Source organism: Acidovorax sp. Leaf160, from assembly GCF_001424265.1.
GTDB lineage: Bacteria > Pseudomonadota > Gammaproteobacteria > Burkholderiales > Burkholderiaceae_C > Paracidovorax.
Window position 1 is genome coordinate 102000 of sequence record NZ_LMOV01000023.1, and the last position, 24373, is coordinate 126372.

General features: G+C 68.9%; 20 protein-coding genes. 11 read left to right on the forward strand and 9 right to left on the reverse strand.

Features of this window, described 5'->3' with window-relative positions:
* The first annotated feature begins 43 nt into the window (after window positions 1-43).
* From ASF94_RS11160 to ASF94_RS11180, 5 genes are all read left to right on the forward strand, one after another.
* Window positions 44-1225: a substrate-binding domain-containing protein gene (locus tag ASF94_RS11160; RefSeq protein WP_056665916.1), complete on the forward strand. Its 1182-nt coding sequence runs from the start codon at window positions 44-46 to the stop codon at window positions 1223-1225.
* Between the two features lie 258 nt (window positions 1226-1483).
* A complete protein-coding gene (locus ASF94_RS11165) occupies window positions 1484-2023 on the forward strand; it encodes a TRAP transporter small permease subunit (RefSeq protein WP_056665919.1) in 540 nt (179 codons plus the stop codon).
* A 70-nt stretch (window positions 2024-2093) separates the two neighbouring features.
* Complete coding sequence (locus tag ASF94_RS11170) at window positions 2094-3605, forward strand: TRAP transporter large permease subunit (protein ID WP_056665922.1); 1512 nt, start codon at window positions 2094-2096, stop codon at window positions 3603-3605.
* Window positions 3602-4129 (forward strand): hypothetical protein, encoded by a 528-nt coding sequence (locus ASF94_RS11175; protein ID WP_235505337.1) that lies wholly within the window; start codon window positions 3602-3604, stop codon window positions 4127-4129. Before ASF94_RS11170 ends, ASF94_RS11175 begins: the two co-directional genes overlap by 4 nt.
* A gap of 364 nt (window positions 4130-4493) precedes the next feature.
* Entirely contained in the window at window positions 4494-6422 is a 1929-nt protein-coding gene (locus ASF94_RS11180; protein WP_056665925.1) for a BCCT family transporter, read from the forward strand.
* A 103-nt stretch (window positions 6423-6525) separates the two neighbouring features.
* On the opposite strand, the gene ASF94_RS11185 is transcribed toward ASF94_RS11180, so the two are convergent.
* From ASF94_RS11185 to xseB, 4 genes are all read right to left on the reverse strand, one after another.
* Window positions 6526-7605, reverse strand: coding sequence for a TRAP transporter substrate-binding protein (locus ASF94_RS11185; protein ID WP_056665928.1), 1080 nt, complete (start codon window positions 7603-7605; stop codon window positions 6526-6528).
* Window positions 7606-7816: 211 nt separating this feature from the next.
* Window positions 7817-9694, reverse strand: coding sequence for a 1-deoxy-D-xylulose-5-phosphate synthase (dxs, locus tag ASF94_RS11190; RefSeq protein ID WP_056665931.1), 1878 nt, complete (start codon window positions 9692-9694; stop codon window positions 7817-7819).
* Window positions 9695-9806: 112 nt separating this feature from the next.
* Window positions 9807-10724, reverse strand: coding sequence for a polyprenyl synthetase family protein (locus ASF94_RS11195; protein WP_056667171.1), 918 nt, complete (start codon window positions 10722-10724; stop codon window positions 9807-9809).
* 11 nt (window positions 10725-10735) lie between these two features.
* Window positions 10736-10987: an exodeoxyribonuclease VII small subunit gene (gene xseB, locus ASF94_RS11200; protein ID WP_056667174.1), complete on the reverse strand. Its 252-nt coding sequence runs from the start codon at window positions 10985-10987 to the stop codon at window positions 10736-10738.
* Between the two features lie 309 nt (window positions 10988-11296).
* Here xseB and ASF94_RS11205 point away from each other — a divergent pair, with 309 nt between their 5' ends.
* The 4 genes from ASF94_RS11205 (at window position 11297) to ASF94_RS11220 (ending at window position 15677) form a co-directional block, all read left to right on the forward strand.
* The gene (locus ASF94_RS11205) at window positions 11297-12436 is read left to right on the forward strand and encodes an aromatic ring-hydroxylating dioxygenase subunit alpha (protein WP_056665934.1); all 1140 of its coding nucleotides are present in this window, start codon (window positions 11297-11299) and stop codon (window positions 12434-12436) included.
* A gap of 90 nt (window positions 12437-12526) precedes the next feature.
* Window positions 12527-13438 (forward strand): DMT family transporter, encoded by a 912-nt coding sequence (locus ASF94_RS11210; RefSeq protein WP_056665937.1) that lies wholly within the window; start codon window positions 12527-12529, stop codon window positions 13436-13438.
* A gap of 126 nt (window positions 13439-13564) precedes the next feature.
* On the forward strand, window positions 13565-14470 hold the full coding sequence (locus tag ASF94_RS11215; protein ID WP_056665939.1) for a sulfurtransferase: 906 nt from the start codon (window positions 13565-13567) through the stop codon (window positions 14468-14470).
* Window positions 14471-14546: 76 nt separating this feature from the next.
* Window positions 14547-15677: a BLUF domain-containing protein gene (locus ASF94_RS11220; protein WP_056665942.1), complete on the forward strand. Its 1131-nt coding sequence runs from the start codon at window positions 14547-14549 to the stop codon at window positions 15675-15677.
* A gap of 86 nt (window positions 15678-15763) precedes the next feature.
* On the opposite strand, the gene ASF94_RS11225 is transcribed toward ASF94_RS11220, so the two are convergent.
* Window positions 15764-16204, reverse strand: a complete 441-nt coding sequence (locus tag ASF94_RS11225) for a DUF4174 domain-containing protein (protein ID WP_082493185.1) — start codon at window positions 16202-16204, stop codon at window positions 15764-15766.
* Window positions 16205-16579: 375 nt separating this feature from the next.
* Between ASF94_RS11225 and ASF94_RS11230 the strand changes: the two genes are divergently transcribed.
* A complete protein-coding gene (locus ASF94_RS11230; RefSeq protein WP_056665945.1) occupies window positions 16580-17302 on the forward strand; it encodes a DUF4198 domain-containing protein in 723 nt (240 codons plus the stop codon).
* A gap of 149 nt (window positions 17303-17451) precedes the next feature.
* On the opposite strand, the gene ASF94_RS11235 is transcribed toward ASF94_RS11230, so the two are convergent.
* Window positions 17452-18495: a sodium-dependent bicarbonate transport family permease gene (locus ASF94_RS11235; RefSeq protein WP_056665948.1), complete on the reverse strand. Its 1044-nt coding sequence runs from the start codon at window positions 18493-18495 to the stop codon at window positions 17452-17454.
* A 73-nt stretch (window positions 18496-18568) separates the two neighbouring features.
* On the opposite strand from ASF94_RS11235, the gene ASF94_RS11240 reads away from it, so the two are divergent.
* Window positions 18569-19474, forward strand: coding sequence for a LysR family transcriptional regulator (locus tag ASF94_RS11240; RefSeq protein WP_056665951.1), 906 nt, complete (start codon window positions 18569-18571; stop codon window positions 19472-19474).
* Window positions 19475-19524: 50 nt separating this feature from the next.
* Here ASF94_RS11240 and ASF94_RS11245 read toward each other — a convergent pair whose 3' ends face one another.
* The 3 genes from ASF94_RS11245 to ASF94_RS11255 form a co-directional block, all read right to left on the reverse strand.
* On the reverse strand, window positions 19525-21720 hold the full coding sequence (locus ASF94_RS11245; protein WP_082493262.1) for a TonB-dependent siderophore receptor: 2196 nt from the start codon (window positions 21718-21720) through the stop codon (window positions 19525-19527).
* A gap of 139 nt (window positions 21721-21859) precedes the next feature.
* A complete protein-coding gene (locus tag ASF94_RS11250; RefSeq protein ID WP_056665954.1) occupies window positions 21860-22489 on the reverse strand; it encodes a LysE family translocator in 630 nt (209 codons plus the stop codon).
* 147 nt (window positions 22490-22636) lie between these two features.
* Entirely contained in the window at window positions 22637-24076 is a 1440-nt protein-coding gene (locus ASF94_RS11255; RefSeq protein WP_056665957.1) for an NAD-dependent succinate-semialdehyde dehydrogenase, read from the reverse strand.
* Window positions 24077-24373 lie beyond the last annotated feature (297 nt).

A 24373-nucleotide genomic window follows, 5' to 3' on the forward strand; every position in this document is an offset into this window, starting at 1 on the left:
GCTATCGTATGCAGCACATCAATGTCCAGCGATATGAAAACTCGTGCATAGGGTCCAGTTCCACTACACGCTCAGCCGCGACGCGGGCGACGCGCTCATCCGCAACCCGTTGCTCGACACGCTGCAGGCCGTGGCACAGCACGGCTCCATCTCCGCCGCCGCCCGGTCGCTGGCGCTGTCGTACCGCCATGTGTGGGGCGCGCTCAAGCGCTGGGAGGACGAGCTGGGCGGCGAGCTCATCATCTGGGGCAAGGGCCAATCGGCGCAGCTCAGCGAATTCGGCACCAAGCTGCTCTGGGCCGAGCGCCAGGCGCAGGCCCGGCTCGCCCCGCAGATCGAAGCCCTGCGCGCCGACCTGGAGCGCGCCTTCGCCGTGGCCTTCGACGACCGCAGCCACGTGCTCACGCTCTACGCCAGCCACGACGATGCGCTGTCGGTGCTGCGCGCGCACGCGGCGGCGCATGCGTCGGCGGCGCCCGCGTCCGGCGGCGACGATGCCGCCGGCCACGCGGCGGGCGGCGGGCTGCATCTGGACATCCGCTTCACCGGCAGCGTGGATGCCATCCGCGCGCTCAACGAGGGCCGATGCACGATCGCCGGCTTCCACACGCTGGAGCAGCCGGCCGCCGATTCGCTGGCGGCGCGCACCTACCAGCCGCTGCTGCAGCCGGGCCTGCACAAGGTGATCGGCTTCGCCCGCCGCACGCAGGGGTTGATCGTGGCGCGCGGCAACCCGCTGGGCCTGCAATCGCTGGCCGACGTGGCACGCACCGGCGCGCGCTTCATCCACCGGCCCATCGGCACCGGCACCCGCGTGCTGCTGGGCGACCTGCTGACCCAGGCGGGCCTGCAGCCCGGCGACATCGACGCGGCCGGCAGCGGCCGCATCGAGCCCTCGCACGGCGCGCTGGCGCAGGCCATCGCCTCGGGCGCGGCCGACGCGGGCATGGGCATCGAGCTGGCTGCGCGGGCGCGCGGGCTGGACTTCGTGCCCCTGGTGCACGAGTGCTACCACCTCGCCTGCCTGAAGTCGTCGCTGGAGCAGCCCGCCACGCGGGCGCTGCGCGAGCTGCTGCAGACGCCCGCCTGGCAGGAGCGCATGGCCGCCATGCCCGGCTACGCGCCCATGCGCTGCGGCGAGGTGCTGTCCATGAGCCGCGTGCTGCCCTGGTGGAACTTCCCGGCGGCGCGGCGCCGGCGCGTGCCGTCCGCCGGGGCGCAGTAGCGCCGGGCGCACGCCGCGGCGCCCCGCCGCCACCGTCGCACGAGCGGCGTGCGCACGGCCTGCACGCGGCCTGCACGCGGCGGCTGCACCCCCCGCGAAAACCCCGACGCCGGGGCCGTTACCTATGGAAAACCCCAGCCTATTGCGTCAGCCTTTTTTAAGGAGGCGAGCCTTAGGATGCGCTGTAATCGCCCGACCCCGCACCACGGGCCTGCCAGACGCCGGCCCGCCACCCCATTTCTCTACAGGACGCACACCATGTCAGGGCTTCTCAAACTGGCGTTGGGCATCGACTGGTTCTCCACCAAGCTCAGCAAACTGGCCGGCTGGGCCGTGCTGGCCGCCGCGCTCATCTCGGCCACCAATGCCGTCGTGCGCTACGGGCTCGACCTGAGTTCCAACGCCTGGCTCGAGATCCAGTGGTACCTGTTCGGCACCACGGTCATGCTGGGCGCGCCGGTGGTGCTCAAGCTCAACGAACACGTGCGCGTGGACATCATCTACGGCAAGCTGCGCGCGCGCGGGCAAGTGCTGATCGACCTGTTCGGCCTCATCTTCTTCCTGCTGCCGGTGATGGGCCTGCTGACCTGGCTCACGGTGCCGTTCTTCTGGAACATGTTCGTCACGCAGGAGATGTCCGGCAACATCGGCGGGCTCATCCGCTGGCCCGCCGGGCTGCTGCTGCCCCTGGGCTTCGGCGCGATGTTCCTGCAGGGCGTGGCGGAGATCATCAAGCGCGTGGCGGTGCTGACCGGCGACCTCACGATGACCACCCACTACGAAAAGCCGGTGCAGTAAGCCGCTCTGCCGCGGCCCGCATCGACCCCACTCCTCGCCCACCCGATTCCTCAGCGCAAGAGATTTCAGCATGCACATGGAAAATTTCGCCCCGATCATGTTCGCGGGGCTCATCGCGATCATGCTGATCGGCTTCCCGGTCGCCTTCTCGCTGTCGGCGCTGGGTCTGTTCTGCGGCTTCTTCGCCATCGAGATGGGCTGGTTCCCGGCCAACTTCATGGCCAACCTGCCGATCAACATGTTCGGCATCCTGTCGAACGACCTGCTGCTGGCCATTCCGTTCTTCACGCTGATGGGCGCGGTGCTCGAGAAATGCGGCCTGGCCGAAGACATGCTCGACTCGATGGGCCAGCTCTTCGGCCCCGTGCGCGGCGGGCTGGGCTACTCGGTCATCATCGTGGGCTTCATCCTGGGCGCCATCACCGGCACCGTCGCCGGCCAGGTGATCGCCATGGCCATGATCTCGCTGCCCGTGATGATGCGCTACGGCTACAACATGCGTTACGCCACCGGCGTGCTGGCGGCCTCGGGCACCATCACGCAGCTGGTGCCGCCCTCGCTGGTGCTGATCGTCATGGCCGACCAGCTCGGCCGCTCGGTGGGAGACATGTACAAGGGCGCCTGGGGCCCGGCCATCCTGCAGGTGCTGATCTTCGCGATCTACACCTTCATCCTGGGCCGCTTCCGCCCCGACTTCGTGCCCGGCCTGCCCAAGACGGCGCGCACGCTGCATGGCTGGGCCCTCTGGGGCAAGTGCCTGCGCGGCATCATCCCTTCCGCCATCCTGATCTTCGCGGTGCTGGGCTCGATGGGCGGCCTGCCGTTCATGGACCACGCCATCGCCACGCCCACCGAGGCCGGCGCCATGGGCGCCGTGGGCTCGCTGATCCTCGCGGCCATCCACAAGCGGCTGAGCTGGAAGCTCATCAAGGAGGCCATGGACGGCACGATGCGCCTCACGGCCATGGTGGTGTTCATCCTGATCGGCTCGCGCGTCTTCTCGCTGGTGTTCCAGGGCGTGGACGGCGCGATCTGGATCGAGCACATGCTCACCGACCTGCCGGGCGGCCAGATCGGCTTCCTGATCGTGGTGAACATCTTCATCTTCTTCCTAGCGTTCTTCCTCGACTTCTTCGAGATCGCCTTCATCATCCTGCCGCTGCTCGGCCCGGTCGCCCACAAGCTGGGCATCGACCTAGTGTGGTTCGGCGTGCTGCTGTGCGTGAACATGCAGACCAGCTTCATGCACCCGCCCTTCGGCTTCGCCCTGTTCTACCTGCGCGGCATCTCGGACACGCTCTTCAAGGAAAAGCGCATCGACAGGCCGGTCAAGTCGAGCGACATCTACATGGGCTCCATCCCCTGGGTGGTCATGCAGGTGCTGCTGGTGGCGATCGTGATCTTCTTCCCGCAGACCGTGACCGTGTTCCTCGACAAGGAAGTCGTCGTGGACGTGGACAAGGTGCAGCTGGAAATGCCTGCGGACAGCCAGCCGCAGCAGGAAGGCACCATCGACATGGAAAACCCCTTCGGCAATGCTCCTGCCGCGGCGCCTGAAGGCGCGGCCAGCACCCCGCAGTGAACACGGACGCCGCCCACGATGCCGTGACCGGCTCCGCAGCGCCGACCGCGCCCCCGGCGATGGAAAGCGCCGCCTTTCCGCCGCTGGTGCGGGCCCTGGCGGTGCTGATCGTCGCCAGCCTCGCGGCGCTGGCGGCCTGGTCGCTGCCCACGCTGAGCGAGGCCGACTGGAACTTCACCGCTCTTTCCACCTTCGGGCTGGCGGCCGTGGTGATCGGCTGGGTCGGCTGGTGGATGGTGTTCAGCCGCACGCGCCTGGCGGGCGACACCGTCGTGCAGACCTGGCTCTGGGACAAGGAGGTGCACGCCTCGGACGTCGCCACCTTCAAGATCGTGCACTGGCCCTGGGTTCAGGCCATCATCGCGCCCCGCATGCTGCTGCGCCGCCGTGGCGGCAGCATCACCTGGATCCACTCGGCCGACCCGGCGCTGCTCGTGGCGTTCGGCCACGCCGTGGTGCGGCAGGGCATGGTGCCCACCCCTCCCGCCCCTCCCACCCCTCCCACCCCTCCCACACCGCGCTGACATCGGCGGCCCGGCCGCCCCACCCGCAGTCCGGAACGCGCGAACGGGCATTCCTCCTACAGCAGGCCTTATCCACCGCTGGCTGGAACCCCGCCCTGACGATGGCGTAATAGCCCCTCCTGCGCCCAAGCAGGCACCGCCTGGCAGGCGGTCGTTGCGAAGGTCAGGCGCGGCTGTGGTTTCCAGCAGATCCGCGCCCCCCTGCCGCAGCGTCCGTCTGGTCACCAGACTGTGCCAGCCTGCGCGCAGCACGCGCTTTCGCCGAGCAGACGTCTGTCCTCTCCCCCTCGCACGGATCGATCCGACCATGTCCACTCCAGCACCGCCCTCCGATCCTTCCACCCCAGCGACCCGCCCGCCACGGATGCAGATCAATCCGCCCGTGTTCTACCTCTCGGCCGCGCTGGTGCTGGCCTTCGCGGTGTACGGCGCGGTGTTCACGCAGAACGCGGCCCAGGTGTTCAACACCATCCAGGCCTACATCGTGGCCGACTTCAGCTGGCTCTACGTGGCCAGTACTGCCGGGTTCCTGTTCTTCGCCCTGTTCCTGATGGGCAGCCGCTACGGCGACATCAAGCTCGGCCCCGACGACTCCGAGCCCGAATACAACTATGCGTCGTGGTTCGCCATGCTGTTCAGCGCCGGCATGGGCATCGGCATCATCTTCTTCGGCGTGGCCGAGCCCATCCAGCATTTCACGTCGCCCCCCACGGGCGAAGGCGGCACCGTGCTGGCGGCGCGCCGGGCCATGACGCTCACCTTCTTCCACTGGGGCCTGCATGCCTGGGCGATCTACATCGTGGTCGGCCTGGCCCTGGCCTACTTTTCCTTCCGCCGTGGCCTGCCGCTCACCATCCGCTCGGCCCTCTATCCGCTGATCGGCAAGCGCATCAACGGCCCCATCGGCCACGCGGTGGACATCTTCGCCGTGCTGGGCACGATGTTCGGCATCGCCACCTCGCTGGGGCTGGGGGTGCTGCAGGTGAACGCCGGCTTCAGCTATCTCTTCGGGATTCCGTCATCGCTCTGGGTGCAGGTCGCGCTGATCGCCGTCATCACGGCCATGGCCACCGGCTCGGTCGTGTCCGGGCTCGACAAGGGCATCCGCCGGCTCAGCGAGCTGAACATCGGCATCGCCCTGGCCCTGCTGCTGTTCGTGCTGGTCACGGGCTCCACCGTGTTCCTGCTCAAGGCCTTCGTGCAGAACATCGGCGCCTACCTCGGCGACGTGATCCCGCGAACCTTCTCCCTCTATGCCTACGAGCCCAACCCCTGGTTCGGCGAATGGACGCTGTTCTACTGGGGCTGGTGGATCGCCTGGTCGCCCTTTGTGGGCATGTTCATCGCGCGCATCTCGCGGGGCCGCACGATCCGCCAGTTCATCTCCGGCGTGCTGCTGGTGCCGGTGCTGTTCACCTTCCTCTGGATGACCGTGTTCGGCAACACCGCGCTGCAGATGGAGATGACCGGCGTGGCGCCCATCGCCCGGGTGGTCGACGAGAACATCTCGGTGGCGCTCTTCGCCATGCTGGAGCATCTGCCCTGGGCCACCATCTCGTCAGGCCTTGCCACGCTGTTGGTCATGCTGTTCTTCGTGACCTCGGCGGACTCGGGCGCGCTGGTGATCGACATGATCACCTCCGGTGCGGAAACGCCGTCGCCCGTGTGGCAGCGGATCTTCTGGGCGGTCACGGCCGGCGTGGTGGCCGCCGTGCTGCTCGCGACCGGCGGCCTGCAGGCACTGCAGACGGCCGCCATCGCCAGCGCCCTGCCGTTCGTGATCGTCATGATCCTGATGTGCTACGGCCTGCTGCGCGCTCTGCAGACGGAGAACGCCATGCCCGGCGGGCTGCCGATCGTGGCGACCGAAGACGACGACGCCGGCATGACCTGGGAGCAGCGGCTGGACTCCATCGTGCGCTACCACCCGCGCGCCGAGATCCTGGGCTACCTGAAGGACACCGCCGCCCCGGCACTGGAGGCGGTGGCCGCCCAGGTGCGCGAGCGGGGGCTGGAGGCTGCCGTGGAGCAGTCCGACAGCCGGGTGTCGCTGGTGGTGCAGCACGGCGAGCGTGGCCCGTTCGAGTTCCTCGTGCGCGAGCGCGACTACCGCATGCCGAGTTTCGCCTGGGCCGACGGCAAGAGCGACACTGCGCGCCGGCACTTCCGCGCCGTGGCCCGCACGACCGATGCCGAGTCGGCCCACGACGTGACCGGGTTCACGCAGGAGCAGCTCATCCACGACTTCCTGGTGCGCTACGGCCGGTTCCGCGCGGCGCGCCGCATCCCCTGAACCCGCGGCCGTGCGCGACAGCGCATGGCCGGCCGCACCGGCCAGAGCGCCCATGGAAAAAGCCCGCCGAAGCGGGCTTGGTTTTCGGTGGCTGCAGCAGACCTTACAGCTTCTGCGCCTGCATGAAGCGGTCGAAGGTGCCTTCGGTGAAGCGGAACCAGGCGTTCTGGTCGGCCAGGAATTTCGAGTAGTCGGGGTAGATCTTCTTCCACTCGGGGTTGCTGTTGTTCAGGTCGGCATAGATCTGCTGGGCCGACTTGAACGCGGCGTTCATCACGTCCTGCGTGAAGGGGCGCAGCTTGGTGCCGGAACCCACCAGTTGCTTGATGGCCACCGGGTTGCGGGCGTCGTACTTGGCCAGCATGGAGATGTTGGCGTGCGAGGCTGCGGCTTCCACCACGGCCTTGTACTCGGCGGGCAGGCCTTCCCAGGCCTTGGTGTTGATGTAGAAGTCCAGCTGCGGGCCGCCTTCCCACCAGCCGGGGTAGTAGTAGAACGGCGCGACCTTGTTGAAGCCCAGCTTCTGGTCGTCGTACGGGCCAACCCATTCCAGCGCGTCGATGGTGCCCTTTTCCAGCGCGGGGTACAGGTCGGCCCCGGGAATGGATTGCGGGATCACGCCGAACGGTTCCAGCACGCGGCCAGCGAACGGATTGGTGCGGAACTTCAGGCCCTTCAGATCGGCGACCGACTTGATTTCCTTGCGGAACCAGCCGCCCATCTGCGCGCCGGTGTTGCCGCCCGGGAAGTTGATGATGTTGTACTTGGCATAGAACTCACGCATCAGCTTCAAGCCGTTGCCTTCGTACATCCAGGCGTTCATCTGGCGGGCGTTCAGGCCGAAGGGCACTGCGCAGCCCAGGCAGAACGTCGGGTCCTTGCCATAGAAATAGTAGGGGGCCGTGTGCGCCATTTCGACCGAGGCGCTCTGCACGCCGTCGACCACGCCGAAAGCGGGCATCAGCTCGCCACCGGCATGCACCGAGATCTGGAACTTGCCGCCCGTGCATTCGCTGACCTTCTTGGAGAACACTTCGGCCGTGCCGTAGATGGTGTCCAGCGACTTGGGAAAGCTCGACGCCAGGCGCCAGCGGATGGTGGCCTGCGCGTGCACGGCCGGGGCGGCCCCGGCGGCGAGTACGCCGGCAACGCCCGCGTGCTTGAGGATGGAACGACGGTCCATGGAAGATCTCCGATGTGATTGCGAAACCGGGGCGGCCGGCCTTGCAGGCATTGCGCTCGCCCCTGGCTGTTTCAGCCGGAAACGATTGTAGGAAGCGCCTTCTCACGCACCGTTGGGGGTTTTCCCGCGCCGCCCCGCCCCGGCCGTGCCGGATTCAGCTTTCTGCAAGCCTTCTCGCATCGGGCGCGCGCACTGCCGCCCCGCGTCGCGATCAACCGGGCAGGAATCGCGCGCGGATGGACGCCTCGATGCCGGCGGCATCCAGTCCCTGCAACGCCAGCAGGGCGGCGGGGTCGCCGTGTTCGATGAACACATCGGCCAGGCCCAGCTGCAGCAGCGGCACGGCGAGGCCCGCGGCGTTCAGCGCCTCGCCGACCGCGCTGCCGGCGCCGCCCATGATGGCGCCCTCTTCCACCGTCACCAGCGCGTCGTGGCTGGCGGCCAGCTCCAGCAGCAAGGCCGTGTCCAGCGGCTTGGCCCAGCGCATGTTGGCGACCGTGGCGTCCAGCGCCTCGGCGGCCTGCAGCGCCGGATAGAGCAGCGTGCCGAACGCCAGGATGGCGATGCGCCGGGGCGCGCTGCCACCGCCCGTGCGGCGCACCTCGCCGCGGCCGAACGGCAGGCCCTCCAGGCTGGCGAGCGGTGCCACGCCGGCGCCGCTGCCGCGCGGATAGCGCACGGCGACGGGATGGTCCTGCTCGAAAGCGGTGGTGAGCAGCTGGCGGCACTCGCGCTCGTCGGCCGGGCAGGCCATGCTCATGTGCGGAATGCAGCGCACGAAGGGGATGTCGTAGGCGCCGGCATGCGTGGCGCCGTCCGCGCCCACCAGGCCCGCGCGGTCGAGCGCGAACACCACCGGCAGCTTCTGCAGGGCCACGTCGTGGATGAGCTGGTCATAGCCGCGCTGCAGGAAGGTGGAATAGATGGCCACCACCGGCTTGACGCCCTCGCAGGCCATGCCGGCGGCGAAGGTGACGGCGTGCTGTTCGGCGATGCCCACGTCGTAATAACGGCCGGGAAAGCGCCGCTCGAACTCGACCATGCCGGAGCCCTCGCGCATGGCGGGCGTGATGCCCACCAGGCGGTCGTCCTTTTCCGCCATGTCGCACAGCCACTGGCCGAAGACCTGCGTGAAGGTCTGCTTGGCTGGCGTGGCGGGCTTGACGATGCCGACGCTGGGGTCGAACTTGCCCGGGCCGTGGTAGGCCACCGGGTCGGCCTCGGCCAGCTTGTAGCCCTGGCCCTTCTTGGTCACCACGTGCAGGAACTGCGGGCCCTTCAGGCCCTTGATGTTCTCCAGCGTGGGAATGAGCGAATCCAGGTCGTGCCCATCGATGGGACCGATGTAGTTGAAGCCGAACTTCTCGAACAGCGTGGCAGGCACCACCATGCCCTTGGCCTGCTGCTCCAGGCGCTTGGCCAGCTCCAGCAGAGGCGGCGCGTTCTTCAGCACGCTTTTGCCCACATCGCGCGCCTTGGCGTAGAACTGGCCGCTCATCAGCTGCGCCAGATAGCGGTTGAGCGCGCCCACCGGCGGGCTGATGCTCATGTCGTTGTCGTTCAGGATGACCAGCAGGTTGGCGTCGGCCACGCCCGCGTTGTTCAGCGCCTCGAACGCCATGCCCGCCGTCATCGCGCCGTCGCCGATGATGGCGACCGCCCGGCGGTCTTCGCCGCGCTGGTTGGCCGCCAGCGCCATGCCCAGCGCTGCCGAGATGCTGGTGCTGGAATGCGCCGTGCCGAAGGTGTCGTACTCGCTCTCGGCCCGCTGCGGGAAGCCCGACAGGCCGCCCATCTGCCGCAGCGAGCCCATGCGGTCACGCCGGCCGGTCAGGATCTTGTGCGGATAGGTCTGGTGGCCCACATCCCACACCAGCCGGTCGCGCGGCGTGTCGAACACCGCATGCAGCGCCACCGTCAGTTCCACCGTGCCCAGGTTGGAGCTGAGGTGGCCGCCGGTCTGCGACACGCTGTGCAGCACGAAGGCGCGCAGCTCGGAGGCCAGCTCCTTGAGCTCGGCACGCGACAGGCGGCGCAGGTCCGCGGGGTCGTTCACCGTCTGCAGCAGGGGATAGGAGTTCGTGGGCATACGCTACTTTTTTAATAGCAGCCAGCGCTTGATGGATGAGCGCCAGCGGCCGATTCGATTCAAAATCCAGACGCCAGGGCGCCGGGTGTTCGCCCGGTGGCCCGGGCCGCGATCAGTGCGACCGGTTGACCACCATGCCCGCCAGTGCGGCCAGGGCGCGGGTGTCGGGCAGGCCGCTATCTTGCAGGGCGGCGTGCGCTTCGGCCAGCAGTTCGTCCGCATGCGCCCGGGCCCGGTCCAGTCCCAGCAGCGAGACGTAGGTGGGCTTGTCGCTCGCCGCGTCCTTGCCGGCGGTCTTGCCCAACGTGGCCGAATCGGCGGTGACGTCGAGGATATCGTCCACCACCTGGAAGGCCAGCCCGATGGCGGCGCCGTAGCGCAGCAGCGGCTCGGTGACATCGGGCGCCGCATCCGCGCAGGCCGCGCCCATGGCCACGCTGGCCTGCAGCAGCGCACCGGTCTTGAGGCGGTGCATGCGGCGCAACTGGGCTTCGTCCAGGCCGACGCCGACGCTGGCCAGGTCGATGGCCTGGCCCCCGGCCATGCCGTCCGCGCCGGCGGCGCGCGCCAGCAGCCGGCACAGCCGCGCCTGCATGGCGGGCGGCACGCCTTCTTCCGGGGTCAGCAATTCAAAAGCCAGGGCCTGCAGCGCGTCGCCGGCCAGCAGGGCCGGCGCCTCGCCGAACTGCACGTGCACGGTGGGCTTGCCCCGGCGCAGCACGTCGTTGTCCATGCAGGGCATGTCGTCGTGCACCAGGGAATAGGCGTGGATCAGTTCCACCGAGCAGGCCGCGCGCAGGGCCGCCTCGGGCAGCCCGCCAGCCGCGTCGCTGGCGGCCAGCACCAGCAGCGGACGCAGGCGCTTGCCCCCGTCCAGCACGGCGTAGCGCATGGCGGTGCCCAGGCCGGCCGGCGCGTCGGCACGAACCCACTGCGACAGCGCCGCTTCCACACGCTGCAGCTGGGCCGTGGCCCAGCGCTCGAGGTCGAAAGCGGGTGCCGAGGTGCTGGCGGCTGAGGTGTTGGTCATCGGGCCGCCGCTCATTCCTGCGTCCACGGCTGCAGCGTGCCTTCGTCCAGCACCTTGATCTGGTCCTGCACCGCCTCCAGCCGGCCCCGGCAGAATTCCAGCAGGGCGGCGCCCCGCTGGTAGCCGGCCAGCATCTGGTCGAGCGGCAGCTGGCCCGACTCGATGCGGCCCACGAGCTGCTCCAGCTCCTCCAGCGCAGCTTCGTAGCTGACGGGTTCGGCAGGAGGGGCGGGCTGGACGGTGGTGGCGGAGGCCTTGGGCATGGGGGTGGGCGCGGCCTGGCGGCGCACTGTCAAAAAGCTGCGATTCTAGGCGTTGCATCGTGGGCCGCCCCGCAGCGGCGCGCGCCGTGGCGACACCCCGGCCACGGGCTGCGGCCCGCGCCGCGCCCGCGCGCCACGGCCACCGCCAACCCCTGGTGCAATACACATACCCGTCGGGCGGAAATAACCCCACCGGCTACAATCCCATTCCTTCCATCGAACCGGCTGTGGGTGTTTTGCTCGGCCGGTTTCGTTTTTTCCACGTGCGCACCCGCACCTCCCTGTGGGGAGTCTTTAGGTCAGGTCTTCATGTCTGATTTAAGTCTTCAACTGCAGCAGGCCGCAAGCCAACTACCAGTTTCAAGCTACTTCGACGAAACGCTCTTCCAGCGCGAGCTGGAGACCGTCTTCCAGCGCGGCCCCCGCTACGTGGGGCACCAGCTGTCCGTGCCCCATCCCGGTGACTACCATGCGCTGCCCCAGGAAAAGGAGGGCCGGGCGCTGGTACGCAATGCCCAGGGCGGGGTCGAGCTGATCTCCAACGTCTGCCGCCACCGGCAGGCCGTGATGCTCAAGGGACGCGGCACGCTGCAGGGCCAGGGCAAGGGCCACGCGGGCGGCAACATCGTCTGCCCGCTGCACCGCTGGACCTACGCCCCCTCGGGCGAACTGCTGGGCGCGCCGCATTTCTCGCACGACCCGTGCCTGAACCTCAACAACTACGGCCTGCGCGAGTGGAACGGCCTGCTGTTCGAGGACAACGGCCGCGACATCCAGGCCGACCTGGGCCGGATGGGCCCGCTGGGCGAGCTGTCGTTCGAAGGCTTCACGCTCGACCGGGTGGAACTGCACGAGTGCAACTACAACTGGAAGACCTTCATCGAGGTCTACCTGGAGGACTACCACGTCGGCCCGTTCCACCCCGGCCTGGGCAACTTCGTCACCTGCGAAGACCTGAACTGGGAGTTCGGCAAGCACTATTCGGTGCAGACCGTGGGCGTGGCTTCCACCTTCGGCAAGCCCGGCTCCGACGTGTACAGGAAGTGGCACGAAGTGCTGTTGAACTACCGCGAAGGCAAGCTGCCCGAGCGCGGTGCGATCTGGCTGACCTACTACCCGCACATCATGGTGGAGTGGTACCCGCACGTGCTCACCGTCTCCACGCTGCATCCGGTCAGCCCCACCAAGACGCTGAACATGGTGGAGTTCTACTACCCCGAGGAGATCACCGCCTTCGAGCGTGAATTCGTCGAGGCGCAGCAGGCCGCCTATATGGAGACCTGCATCGAGGACGACGAGATCGGCGAGCGCATGGACGCAGGCCGAAGGGCTCTGTACGAGCGCGGCGACAACGAGGTCGGCCCCTACCAGAGCCCGATGGAAGACGGCATGCAGCACTTCCACGAGTGGTACCGCGCGCAGATGGGCGACGCCATACCTCAGCGGTGATCCTGCCCACCGCTACCAAAAGCATAGCTGCCAGCGCTGGTATTTCAGGCGCTGGCGGCTTTTTTCATTCCTAGACACGACGCTCTGCCCATGCACGCCCTCTGGATGGTTCTGGCCGCTTTCATCTTTGCCAGCATGGGCGTGTGCGTGAAGTTCGCATCGGCGCACTTCAACTCGGCCGAGCTGGTCTTCTACCGCGGCCTGATCGGCATGGCGATCCTCTGGGGGCTGGCCCGTACGCAGCGGGTTTCGCTGGGCACGCGCTATCCGGGCATGCATGCCTGGCGCAGCCTGATCGGCGTGACCTCGCTGGGCTCGTGGTTCTATGCCATCGCGCACCTGCCGCTGGCCACGGCCATGACGCTCAACTACATGAGCAGCGTCTGGATCGCGGCCTTCCTGGTGGGCGGCGCGCTGCTGACCTGGCGTCCCAGCGGTGCCCAGCCCCGCCCGCCGCTGCAGGCCACGCTGGTGCTCACGGTGCTGGCGGGCTTTGCCGGCGTGGTCATGATGCTGCGCCCCAGCATCGGCGACAACCAGGGGTTCGCCGGCATGGTGGGCCTGCTGTCGGGCCTGACGGCGGCATTCGCGTACATGCAGGTCATGGCCCTGTCGCGCCTGGGCGAGCCCGAGACCCGCACCGTCTTCTACTTCGCCGTCGGCTCGGCAGTGGCGGGCGGCGCGGCCCTGCTGGTGACGGGCACCTCGACCTGGCCGGGCTGGCCCGCACTCTGGCTGCTGCCCATCGGCGTGCTGGCCGCCGCCGGCCAGCTCTGCATGACACGGGCCTATGCGCGCGCCGCCACGCCGCGTGGCACCCTGATTGTCGCCAACCTCCAGTACTCCGGCATCGTTTTCGCGGCCTTCTTCAGCATCGCGCTCTTCGGCGACGTGATCCCACCCATCGGCTGGCTGGGCATGGCGCTGATCGTCGTCAGTGGCATCGTCGCCACCGCCCTGCGGGCGCGCGCTGCACCGGGTGCCCCGGCCGAAGAGCACTGACCCCATTCCGCGACTGGGCCCGGGGAGCGCGCACGCGCGCGCAGGCCCCACAGTCGGCGTCGTCCGGCATGTGCGAAGCCGTGCGGGTGACACAATGTTCGGGTCACTCCTCACCGTTGATCCGCCATGTCTTCTGCCTACACCACGCTGATTTCCGTTCCTGAACTGCAGGCGCTGATGGACAGTGGCCGACCGCGCATGGTCTTCGACTGCAGCTTCGACCTGATGCACCCATCGTCCGGCAGCGTGCAGTACCTCGAAGCGCACATCCCGGGTGCCGTCCATGCCGATCTCGACCGCGACCTGAGCGCGAAGCACGGCGCCCCCGGCGCCGGCGGCGTGATCGTGGCCGCCGAAGGCGACGAGCCTGCCTCCGGGGGCCGCCACCCCCTGCCCCACCGCGAGCGGTTCGCCAGCTGGCTTTCCAGCATCGGCTTTGCCAACGACATGCAGGCCGTGGTGTATGACCGCAACGGCGCCAACTACTGCGGCCGGCTCTGGTGGATGCTCAAGTGGGCCGGCCACGACGCGGTCGCGGTGCTGGACGGCGGCCTGCAGGCCTGGCAGGCCGCCGGCCTGCCGGTGGCGAGCGGCGAGGAGCCGGCGCACTTCCAGTCCAACTTCCGCCTCGGCACGCCGCTGCGCGAACTGGTCACCGCCGAGCAGGTGCAGGCCCGGCTGGGCCAGCCCGGCCAGACCATCGTCGATGCGCGTGCCACGCCGCGCTTTCGCGGCGAGGTGGAGCCGCTCGACCCCGTCGCGGGCCATATCCCCGGAGCGCTCAACCGCCCGTTCGCCCAGAACCTGGGGCCGGACGGCCGCTTCAAGCCGGCCGACCAGCTGCGCGCCGAATTCGACGCCCTGCTGCAGGGCCGGCCGGCGCACAGCGTGGTGCATCAGTGCGGCAGCGGCGTCAGCGCGGTTCCCAATCTGCTGGCGATGGAAGTCGCCGGCCTGGGCACCAGCGGCCTTTTTGCCGGCAGCTGGAGCGAATGGTGCAGCGATGCCAGCCGCCCGGTGGAGCGCGGCTGAAGCGGCCGCCCCGACCGTAGCCAAGCCGCCCGCAGACCGCCCTACGCCCCCAATCCAACCCGCCCGCCGAAGCTCCATGCGCGCCGTCTGCTATTTCGGCCCCGCCCGCCGCAACGGCGACCTGGCGGTGCCGCCGGAGAGCTTGCTGGCCACCTGCGCCGACTACGCCCGGCGCAACGACGTGACCGGCCTGCTGGCGGTGGCGGACGGGTATTTCCTGCATTTCATCGAAGGCGAAGACGCCGCCCTGCGCGGTCTGCTGGCCCGCACGACCGCCTTCTGGAACCACGACAGGCCCACGGTGCTCTTCAACCAGCGGATCGCCGAGCGCAGCCATGCCCAGTGGAGCGTGGCGCTGGTGCAGTCATCGCCTTCCACGGCCAGCCAGACCAGCGAGCGCCTGGCGACCATCCGGGGCTTCCTCGCCGCGCAGCGGCTGGCCGCCGTGACCGATGCGTTCCGCTACTTCCTCACGCCCAACCGCATGCCGCGCCGCGCCGCGGCCCCATCGGAGCCGTCACCCGGAGGCGGACCCGGGGGCATGCCCGCCGGCCCAGCCGGCGCTGCGCCGGCAGGCGCTTCAAGCGCTTCAAGCGCTTCCGGTGCCTCAGGGGGCGCGGGCGCGGTCAAGCAGGCCGCCGTGTTCAGCAACTCGGTGCTGTGGTTCCACCCCATCTTCAGCCACCTGACCGAACGTTTCGGCACGCCGGCCTGCTCGCTGAAGATCTCCGACACCGGCCGCGACGCCGACACCTTTCCGCTGGACTATGCCGACGTCGCCGATCCCCAGGCCGGCGCCGTTCGGCTCGTAGGCATCAGCGAGAACCTGCTGGGCTCGACCCTCGCGTCGCCCCTGCTGCGCAACGTCGATCTGATGGTGTTCCTGATGCGCCGCAGCGGCCACGGCAGCGACACCGACTTCGTCGCCCGCGCGCTGTCCCACCCGATGGTGCGGCAGGCCGGGCCGGAGGTGCTGTTCATCACCCCACCGGGCCGTCCCGAGCTGTCGGACAACCTGCACGCGCTGGCCCGTGATGCCGGGCTCAAGGCGTCCGAAACGGCCGGTTCGGTGCTGGCGGGCGGCCCCATCTGGGAAGCCATGCAGTCGCGGCTTGCGGCCATGCAGGCCAGGCCCCCTGCCAGGCCCCGCATCGTGCTGGACATCGACCTGTCCCAGCCCTGGCCGGGCACGCCGCAGGCCGCATGACGGTCAGCGCCGCCCACTGACCGGCGCTGCACACGCCAAGAGTGCGATGCGCTTGTGCGCAGGTCACCGCGCGGCGGGCCGCGGCTTCAGCGCTGCTGGCGCATCGGCATGCGGTCGATCTCGGCAAAGACGGCGCGCAGGTCCACGTCGGCGCCCTCCTTCATCTTCACGCCGCCATCCTTGCCGACCAGCACGAACGTCGCCGGCCCTTCGGGCGGAAGATCCAGCGCCGCCAGCAAGGCGGTGGTGCTGCTCGCCGGCAAGTCCTTGCCATTGCGACGGCCCTGCCCGGCCACCACCGTGTAGAGCGCCATGTCGCGCTCGCGAAAACCCTCGCGCATGGCAGGCTCCTGCAACGCAGCATGCACCCGCTGGAGCAACGCATCGCCCGCCGTGGGCACCACGACCACGACCGGCCGGGTCTTCCAGCGCTCGGCAACCAGCGGGTTGGCGTCGGCGACGGCGGAGGCCGCAGGCAGTGCCAAGCCAAAGGCCATGGCGGCGTGGGTCATGAAGGTGGGGCTCATCACGGGAGTGTCGGCGCCGGCGGTGGCGCAGCGCGTCGGACGGCAGCGCGAACGTTGCCACACGGGCAGCGGGCGTTGCCCATCACGGCACCGTGCCATCGCAAGGAGGTAATTCCCCAAATTCCAGAATGAGATTTATTCTCAACCGCTAGAATGCACCAGCTTGCTCTGCCGGCGTGGAGACAGCGGGCGGACCCGTCATGCCTGCTGCCGCACAGCTCCTGAGGGCTGCTGCCAGCGCCACTGGCCCACCCCGGGCCAGAGGGCCCTTTTCGTGCCTCGATTGGGCTGCATCGCCCATTCGACGGGCTTCATTTGCTATCTTTTCAATAGCAATCATCGAATCTCTCGATTCTCAACCTTGGAGTTTTCCTCATGACCCGACACTTCCACCCGCTCTTTTCCGGACTGGTGCTCGCTGCGCTCGCCGGCACCGCCCAGGCCCATCAGGTGTGGATCGAGGCCAGCGGCACCCAGGCACAGCTGCACTTCGGGGAGTACGCCGACAACCTGCGCGAAACCTCTCCGGGCTCGCTCGACAAGTTCGAAGGGGTGCCAGTGCTCGCGCAACAAAGCGCGGGCCAGACGCAACAGGTTTCCGGTCAGCGCACGGCCAATGCCTTCGTCTACCAGCTGCCAGCGGGCGCTGGCGCTGGCGACACGTTGTTCGCCGAAGCGCCGTACCCGCTCATCGACCGCAGCAAGGGCGGCAAGCCGGCGCTGCTGTGGCGCCCTGCCGCACGCTGGGTGGCAGGCCTGGGCAAGCCCGTGGCCGCCACCGCGCCCCTCGACGTGGTGCCCACGGGCCGGGCGGGCGAGCTGCGCGTGGTCTTCAACGGCCAGCCGCTGCCCAAGACGCAGGTGACGCTGGTGGCGCCGTCCGGCTGGGCGCGTGAAGCGCAAACCGGCGCCGATGGCACGGTGCAGTTCGCCCTGCCCTGGAAAGGACAGTACGTCGCCGAAGTGAAGCATTCCGACCCCACGGCCGGCGAGCGCAATGGCGCCAAGTTCGGGGAGACCAGCTACATCACCACACTGACCTTCGCCCAGGCCGACGGCATGGAATCGCCAGCCCTGCCGGCCCCGCACAAGCACTGACCACGCTGCCCGCCGCAGTCAGCGGCAGTCAGCGGCAGTCAGCGGCAGTCAGCGGCATGCCCTTCGCCGCGCCGCTGGCCCCCGCCGGCGCTGCCCCGCCCTGCGGTCCCACGGCGCCGGGCATCGGCTTACCGACCGCCGGGGTTTGCCTAACCCAGCCACCACTGCGCCAGCGCGCCGTAGAGCGGTATTCCCAACACGAGATTGAACGGGAAGGTGATGCCCAGCGACAGGCCCACATAGAGCGCCGGCCGCGCTTCGGGCATGGCGTGGCGCAACACGGCCGGCACGGCGATATACGAGGCGCTTGCGCCCAGCACGGCCAGCAGCGTGGCTTCGGGCACGGCGAGCCCGGCGATCCAGGCGAGGGCCAGGGCCAGCAACCCGTGCACCACCGGGCCCACGACAGCAAACAGCGCCAGCGGCAGGCGTTGCGCGCCCAGCCCGCCCAGGCCGGCCAGGTTGCGGGCCGTGAGCAGCCCCATGTCGAGCAGGAAGAACGCGAGCAGGCCCTTGAACAGATCGACGGTGAAGGGGTGCATGGCGGCTTCGCCACGCTCGCCCGTGATGATCCCCACCAGCAACGCACCGAGCAGCAGCACGGCGCCGCCGTCCGTCAGGGCTTCACGCAGCACGGTGCCGAGCCGCTGCCCGCCGCCCGTCGGCGCATGGGCAGCACCCGCACTGGCCAGCACGGCTTGGCCACCCGCGGGCAGGGCCGCGAACGACGTCGCCGGGGCCGTTGCCGGCTGCCGCAGCCACTGCGCCATCACCACGGCCAGCACGATGGCGGGCGACTCCATCAGCGCCATGGCCGCCGCCATGTAGCCGCCGGCCGGGGTGCCCTGCTGCTCCAGCAGATGGGCCGCTGTCACGAAGGTCACGGCGCTGACGCTGCCGTACGTGGCGGCCACCGCAGCCGCGTCGAAGGGGGGCAGCAGCCGCCGCAGCACGACCCAGGCGATGGCGGGCACGGCAATGGCCAGCACCAGCGCACAGCCCATCGCAGCGGAGACCTGCGCCGTCCAGCCCGACTGGGCCAGCGCGAAGCCGCCCTTGAGACCCAGCGCCATCAGCAGGTAGAGCGACAGGAAGCGCGACAGCGGCGCGGGGACCTCCAGATTGGAGCGCAGCAGCCCGGCCGCGAGGCCGAGCACGAAGAAAAGAATCGCGGGATCGAGGAGGTGGTTCATGGGCCGCGATGCTAGGCTGCCGAGCCGATCTTGGAAAATCGATACTATCGATCCTCTTCATCGAGATTCCTCTATGCATGCCACTTTTCGTCAGATGCAGCTGATGCTGGCCCTGGCCGAAACCGGCTCCGTCACCGGGGCCGCCCACCACTGCCATGTGACCCAGCCGACCGCGTCGATGCAGCTCAAGGAGCTGGCCGACGCCATCGGCCTGCCGCTCTACGAACGCGTCGGCAAGCGCCTGCACCTGACCCAGGCGGGCGAGGCCGCCGCGCAGACCGCGCGGGCCATCGCCGCCGAATGGGAAACGCTGGAGCAGCGCGTGGCCGCTCTGAAGGGCGTCAGCCAGGGTCGATTGCGCATCGCGCTGGCCAGCACGGCCAAATACTTCATACCGCGCATGCTGGGGCGCTTCTGCGCCGAACACCCTGCGGTGGACGTCTCGCTGCAGGTGCTGAACCGCGACGGCGTGGTGCAGCGCCTGCTGGCCAATGAGGACGATCTCTACATCCTTTCCATCCCGCCGCGCAACGTGCCGCACGACCGGCAGGTGCTGCTGGGCAATCCGCTGGTGGTGATCGCCGCGCACGACCACCCCTTGGCCACGCGCCGCCGGGTGCGGCCGGAGCAGTTGTTGAAGGAGCCGTTCATCCTGCGCGAGACCGGCTCGGGCACACGGCTGGCGACCGACGAGCATTTCAAGGCGCTGGGCTTCGCGCCGCGCGTGCGGCTGGAGCTGGGCAGCAACGAAGCCATCAAGCAATCGGTGGCTGCGCGCATGGGCCTGGGGTTGGTGTCGCGCCACGCCCTGGCGGCCGATCCGGCCAGCGAGGGCGTGGCGATCCTGCGGGCCGAGCACATGCCGGTGCCGTCGTCGTGGTACGTGCTGTGGCCGCAGGGCAAGCGCCTGTCGCCCATCGCAGAGAACTTTCTGCGTCAGCTGCTGGAACAGGCGCGGGACTGGGAAGTGCACTCCTGATGCAGCGCGGGCGGCGGCTGGCCACCGGCCGCGCGCTGCACCCGCCGAGCCTAGAAGTCGAACTGCGCCGACACGGTCAGCGTGCGCGGCAGGCCGGTGGTGGAATAGCTGTTGAGGCCCGTGATCCAGTAGGCCTTGTCAGAGGCGTTTTCAAGGTTGGCACGGAACACCACCGGCTTGCCGGACAGCTTGGTCGCGTAGCGCGCGCCCAGGTCCAGCCGTGTCCAGGAAGGCGTGCGCAGCGTGTTGGCGATGTCGCGGTACACGGCCGACGAACTGACCACGCGGCCATTGAAGCTCAGGCCCTGCAGCCACGGGGTGTCCCAATCCACGCCCAGGTTGTAGTTCACCTTGGGCACGCCGGTCGCCGTGTTGCCCTGGTTCACGCCATTCTGGGTGCGGGTCAGCTTGGCTTGGTTGAAGGCCACGCTCGCCATCAGGCGCAGGCCGCGCTGTACCTCGCCGTATGCCGTCAGCTCCAGGCCGCGGTTGCGCTGCTCGCCATCGAAGCCATAGTGGTTCAGGCTCGGGTCGATGGTCGAGACGGAGGTATAGGCGCTTGGCCGCTTGATCTGGTAGATGGCGGCCTGCGTGGTGATGCGGCCCCAATCCACCTTCACGCCCAACTCCACCTGCCTGGACTTGAAGGGCGGAATGGTTTCGCCCGCGTTGTCATAGGCAGGGGTGGCCGTTTCGGACACCTTGCTGCCCCGCGACAGGCCGGACGTGTAGTTGGCATAGATCGACGTGTTCTTCGCGGGCTTGAACACCACGCCGGCCAGCGGCGTGGTGCTGCTCGCCTTGTACTGGCTGGTGGAGGCCCCGTTCGCCACGCTGAAACCCTCGTAGTCCATCGTCTGGCGGCGCAGGCCCACGGTCACCAGCAGGCTGTCGTTCAGCAGGCCCAGCGTGTCGGCGATGGCGATGCTGTGCTGGTGGTTCTCCACGCTCTTGGCGGGTTCGCCGCGCACACCCGTCATCGCCGGAGCCGGCACCGGGTTGTAGAGGCTGGAGCGCGCGCTTCCGCCGGTGGCATAGAAGTAGCCGGTCTCCTGCTCCATGTAGTTCAGCCCCAGGGCCACGGTGTGCTTGACGGGGCCGGTGACGAAGCGGGTGCGCAGCCCCACGTCGGCGGCCTTGGAGTCGGTGTACTGGTCGTACCAGGCATTGCGCACCGTGAAGTTGCCGTTGGCGTCCAGGCCTGAGCCGCCCGGAAAGTCCTGCCGGTAGTCGAGCTTGGACCAGCCCACGCTGCCGTACACCGTGGTGCTGCTGCTGATGTCATGCTCCAGGCGCGAGGTCACCAGCTTGAAGTTGTCCTTCAGCTCGGTGTTCGGATACAGGGCCGTGCGCGTGTCGGGCACGGCCGGAATGCCGCCAGTCGTCGGCAAGGTGATGTGGTTGCGGAAGTCGTCGGTCTGCCCGCGCGTCGCGGTGGCGTCGAGCGACCAGCGGGTGCGGACACCGGCATAGTCCAGCGCGATGGAGCCCAGGTTCAGGTTCTGCTTGCCACCGTCGATGGTGCCCTCGCCTCCGCGCACCAGGCCGTTGACGCGCACGCCCCACTCGTTGTCTTCGCCGAAGCGGCGGCCCACGTCCAGGTGGGCGGCGAAGTTGGCTTTGCTCATGTAGGTGGTGGTCAGGCGCGTCAGGGGCGCGTCTCCCGCCCGCTTGAGCACGGTGTTGATGCTGCCGCCCACGCTGCCGTTCGGGCCCACGCCGCTGGTGAGCGCACCGGGGCCCTTCAGCACTTCCACACGCTCGATCATTTCCAGCGGAATGCGCGTGGACGGGGCAAGGCCGTACAGGCCGTTGATCGCCAGGTCGCCGTTGGGCATGGTGAGGCCGCGGATCTGAAATTCGTCACCGAAGCCGCCCCGTGCCGCCAGCGGGCGCACCGACGCATCGTTCATCACCACGTCCGACACGCTCTGCGCCTGCTGGTTCTCGATCAGCTCGGAGGTGTAGTTGGTGGTGCTGAAGGGCACGTCCATCAGATCGACCCGGCCGAGCAGCCCGAGGTCGCCGCCCCGGGCCAGCTGCCCGCCCGAATACGTCTTCTGCAACCCGCCGATGGCCTCGGCCTGGTCGGTCACCTCCACCTGGGAGAGCGTCTTGTTGACTGCCGGTTGCGCCACGGCCCCGGCAGTCGCAGCGACCAGGCTGGTGGCCAGGGCGTGGCGGATGAAGTGGGCCACAGGGGACAGGGCGAGGCCGGTGGAGCGGGGGAGACTGCGATCGTTCATGGTCATTGGTAAATGGGAATCACTCCAATTATCATGACAAGTTACCCTGCGTAACGAGCTGGTTGGGCAAATTCCACGTGGTGACCCCCAGCGGGGGCCGCCGGGCCGCCGGGATCGCAGGGTCGCCGCGGCTGCGGCGTCAGCGTCCGCTCAGCATCTTCAGCCCCAGCCCGACGAACACCGCGCCGGCAATGCGGTCGAGCCAGAGGCCGGCGCGCGGGCGGCGGCTCAGCCATGCGCCGATGGAGCCGGCGAAGTACCCCAGCAGTCCGAACAGCAGCGCGGCCTGCACGGTGAACGCCAGGCCCAGCAAGCCCAACTGCAGCGCCACCTGGCCCTGCGCCGGCACGACGAACTGCGGCAGGAACGACAGGAAGAACAGCACCACCTTGGGATTGATGGCGTTGGCGAACATGCCCTTGAAGAACAGGCTGAGCAGCGACTGCGCAGGAGCTGCGTGGGTGGCAGCGACGCCGCCGGTGCCGGTGCTGCGCAGCGCCTGGATGCCGAGCCAGATCAGGTAGGCGCCGCCCACCCACTTGAGGGCGGTGAAGGCCACCGGGGATGCGGCGACCAGCGCGCTCACCCCCACCACCGCCAGCAGCGTGTGGCTCAGGCAGCCGAGCCCGCAGCCCAGCCCGAAAGCGATGCCCTGGCGGCGGCCGCGCGACATGCCCATGCCCAGCACCATGAGGTTGTCCGGGCCCGGCGTGGCGGTGATCAAAATGGCAGCGACGAGAAAGCCGAGGAGTTGGGCAGCGGTGAGCATCGGCGGATGATACGCAGTCCAACCGCCCGCCCCGCCCGCTGCATGCCGGACCGGCTGGCGCCCCCAGAAACGAAAAAGGCCGCGCCCTCCGGCGCAGCCCCTGGACCTGGCCCCGCCTGCCCTCGCGGGCAGCCGGCCGGGCCTGCGTCACACGTTGGTGATCGACACCGCGCGGGTGTTCAGATGCGCTTCGATGGCTTCGGGTCCGCCTTCCGAGCCATAGCCCGAATCCTTCAGGCCGCCGAAAGGCAGTTCTGCCGAAGGCGTGGCCGGCTGGTTGATCCAGAGCATGCCCACTTCCACCCGTTGCGACAGCAGGTGGGCGTGCTTGAGCGAGCGGGTGAAGGCGTAGCCCGCCAGGCCGTACGGCAGGCGGTTGGCTTCGGCAATGGCGTCTTCGATCTTCTCGAAACCGCGCACGGCAGCCACGGGGCCGAAGGGCTCTTCATTGAAGATGCGGGCGCTGAGGGGCACGTTGTCCAGCACCGTGGGCTGGAAGTAGTTGCCCTCGCTGCCGATGCGCTCGCCACCGGCGGTGACCTCGGCGCCGTTTTTCACCGCGTCCTCCATCAGCTCGGCCATGGCAGTCACGCGGCGGGGATTGGCCAGCGGGCCCATCTGCGTGCCGTCCGCCAGGCCATCGCCTACCTTCAGGCTCTGCGCATGGCGGGTGAGCGCTGCGACGAAATCCTTGCGGATGCTCTCGTGCACCAGAAAGCGCGTGGGCGAGATGCAGACCTGTCCGGCGTTGCGGAACTTGGCGCCGCCGGAGGCCTTCACCGCCAGCTCGACGTCGGCGTCGTCCGCGACGATCACGGGCGCGTGGCCGCCCAGCTCCATCGTCACGCGCTTCATGTGCTTGCCCGCCAGCGCAGCCAGCTGCTTGCCCACGGCGGTGGAGCCGGTGAACGTGACCTTGCGGATGATGGGGTGCGGAATGAGGTAGCTGGAGATTTCGGCCGGATCGCCGTAGATCAGGCCCACGGTGCCGGCCGGTACGCCCGCATCGGCGAAGGCACGGATCAACTCGGCCGGGCTGGCCGGGGTCTCTTCCGGCGCCTTGACGAGGATGGAACAACCCGCACCCAGCGCGGCGCCCAGCTTGCGCACCACCTGGTTGATGGGGAAGTTCCAGGGCGTGAACGCGGCCACCGGGCCCACCGGGTCCTTCAGCACCAGCTGGCGCACGTTCAGGTTGCCGCGCGAGGGCACGATGCGGCCATAGATGCGCATGCCTTCGTCGGCGAACCATTCGATGATGTCGGCCGCCGCCATGGCCTCGACCTTGGCTTCGGCCAGCGGCTTGCCCTGCTCCTGCGTCAGGATGCGGCCGATGGCCTCGGCGCGTTCACGCATCAGGCCGGCGGCGCGGCGCATGATCTTGGCACGCTCGATGGCGGGCAGGTCGCGCCAGGCCTCGAAACCCTTCTGCGCCGCTTCCAGCGCGCGGTCCAGGTCGGCACGGCCGGCATGCGCGACCCGGCCGATCTCCTGGCCCGTGGACGGGTTGTGCACGGCGATCGTCTTGCCGTCTGCGGCGTCCTGCCACTGGCCGGCGATGAAGAGTTGCGTGTTGGGATAGGTCATTCAAATAGCTCCTAGCAGGGTTTGAAGGGGATGCGGTTGCACTTCCGACGCCGCTGGCCCGGTAGGGGCACCCAGGCCCGCAGGCCGGTGGGCGCGGCAGCAACCAAGCACTATAGGTCGGCTGCCGCAGTCCTGCAGGCTCGTCCATGACAACCTTGTGCCATCGGGTGTGCACCGGCCTCGCCGAGCCGCCGCGCCGCCGCAGCAAGATAAGAATGGTTCTCGATGGCATCTAGAATGCCCGACTGGCCGTCCGGCGCCACTGCCTCGCAGTCGCCCGGTACCGCGCCCCTGTCC

What these genes read in the sequence shown, in the direction of transcription:
- ASF94_RS11165 (WP_056665919.1), top strand. Translation starts at nt 1,484, where the DNA reads ATGTCAGGGCTTCTCAAACTGGCGTTGGGCATCGACTGGTTCTCCACC.
- ASF94_RS11170 (WP_056665922.1), top strand. Translation starts at nt 2,094, where the DNA reads ATGCACATGGAAAATTTCGCCCCGATCATGTTCGCGGGGCTCATCGCG.
- ASF94_RS11180 (WP_056665925.1), top strand. Translation starts at nt 4,494, where the DNA reads ATGCAGATCAATCCGCCCGTGTTCTACCTCTCGGCCGCGCTGGTGCTG.
- ASF94_RS11185 (WP_056665928.1), bottom strand. Translation starts at nt 7,605, where the DNA reads ATGGACCGTCGTTCCATCCTCAAGCACGCGGGCGTTGCCGGCGTACTC.
- dxs (WP_056665931.1), bottom strand. Translation starts at nt 9,694, where the DNA reads ATGCCCACGAACTCCTATCCCCTGCTGCAGACGGTGAACGACCCCGCG.
- ASF94_RS11195 (WP_056667171.1), bottom strand. Translation starts at nt 10,724, where the DNA reads ATGACCAACACCTCAGCCGCCAGCACCTCGGCACCCGCTTTCGACCTC.
- xseB (WP_056667174.1), bottom strand. Translation starts at nt 10,987, where the DNA reads ATGCCCAAGGCCTCCGCCACCACCGTCCAGCCCGCCCCTCCTGCCGAA.
- ASF94_RS11205 (WP_056665934.1), top strand. Translation starts at nt 11,297, where the DNA reads ATGTCTGATTTAAGTCTTCAACTGCAGCAGGCCGCAAGCCAACTACCA.
- ASF94_RS11210 (WP_056665937.1), top strand. Translation starts at nt 12,527, where the DNA reads ATGCACGCCCTCTGGATGGTTCTGGCCGCTTTCATCTTTGCCAGCATG.
- ASF94_RS11215 (WP_056665939.1), top strand. Translation starts at nt 13,565, where the DNA reads ATGTCTTCTGCCTACACCACGCTGATTTCCGTTCCTGAACTGCAGGCG.
- ASF94_RS11220 (WP_056665942.1), top strand. Translation starts at nt 14,547, where the DNA reads ATGCGCGCCGTCTGCTATTTCGGCCCCGCCCGCCGCAACGGCGACCTG.
- ASF94_RS11225 (WP_082493185.1), bottom strand. Translation starts at nt 16,204, where the DNA reads ATGAGCCCCACCTTCATGACCCACGCCGCCATGGCCTTTGGCTTGGCA.
- ASF94_RS11230 (WP_056665945.1), top strand. Translation starts at nt 16,580, where the DNA reads ATGACCCGACACTTCCACCCGCTCTTTTCCGGACTGGTGCTCGCTGCG.
- ASF94_RS11235 (WP_056665948.1), bottom strand. Translation starts at nt 18,495, where the DNA reads ATGAACCACCTCCTCGATCCCGCGATTCTTTTCTTCGTGCTCGGCCTC.
- ASF94_RS11240 (WP_056665951.1), top strand. Translation starts at nt 18,569, where the DNA reads ATGCATGCCACTTTTCGTCAGATGCAGCTGATGCTGGCCCTGGCCGAA.
- ASF94_RS11245 (WP_082493262.1), bottom strand. Translation starts at nt 21,720, where the DNA reads ATGAACGATCGCAGTCTCCCCCGCTCCACCGGCCTCGCCCTGTCCCCT.
- ASF94_RS11250 (WP_056665954.1), bottom strand. Translation starts at nt 22,489, where the DNA reads ATGCTCACCGCTGCCCAACTCCTCGGCTTTCTCGTCGCTGCCATTTTG.
- ASF94_RS11255 (WP_056665957.1), bottom strand. Translation starts at nt 24,076, where the DNA reads ATGACCTATCCCAACACGCAACTCTTCATCGCCGGCCAGTGGCAGGAC.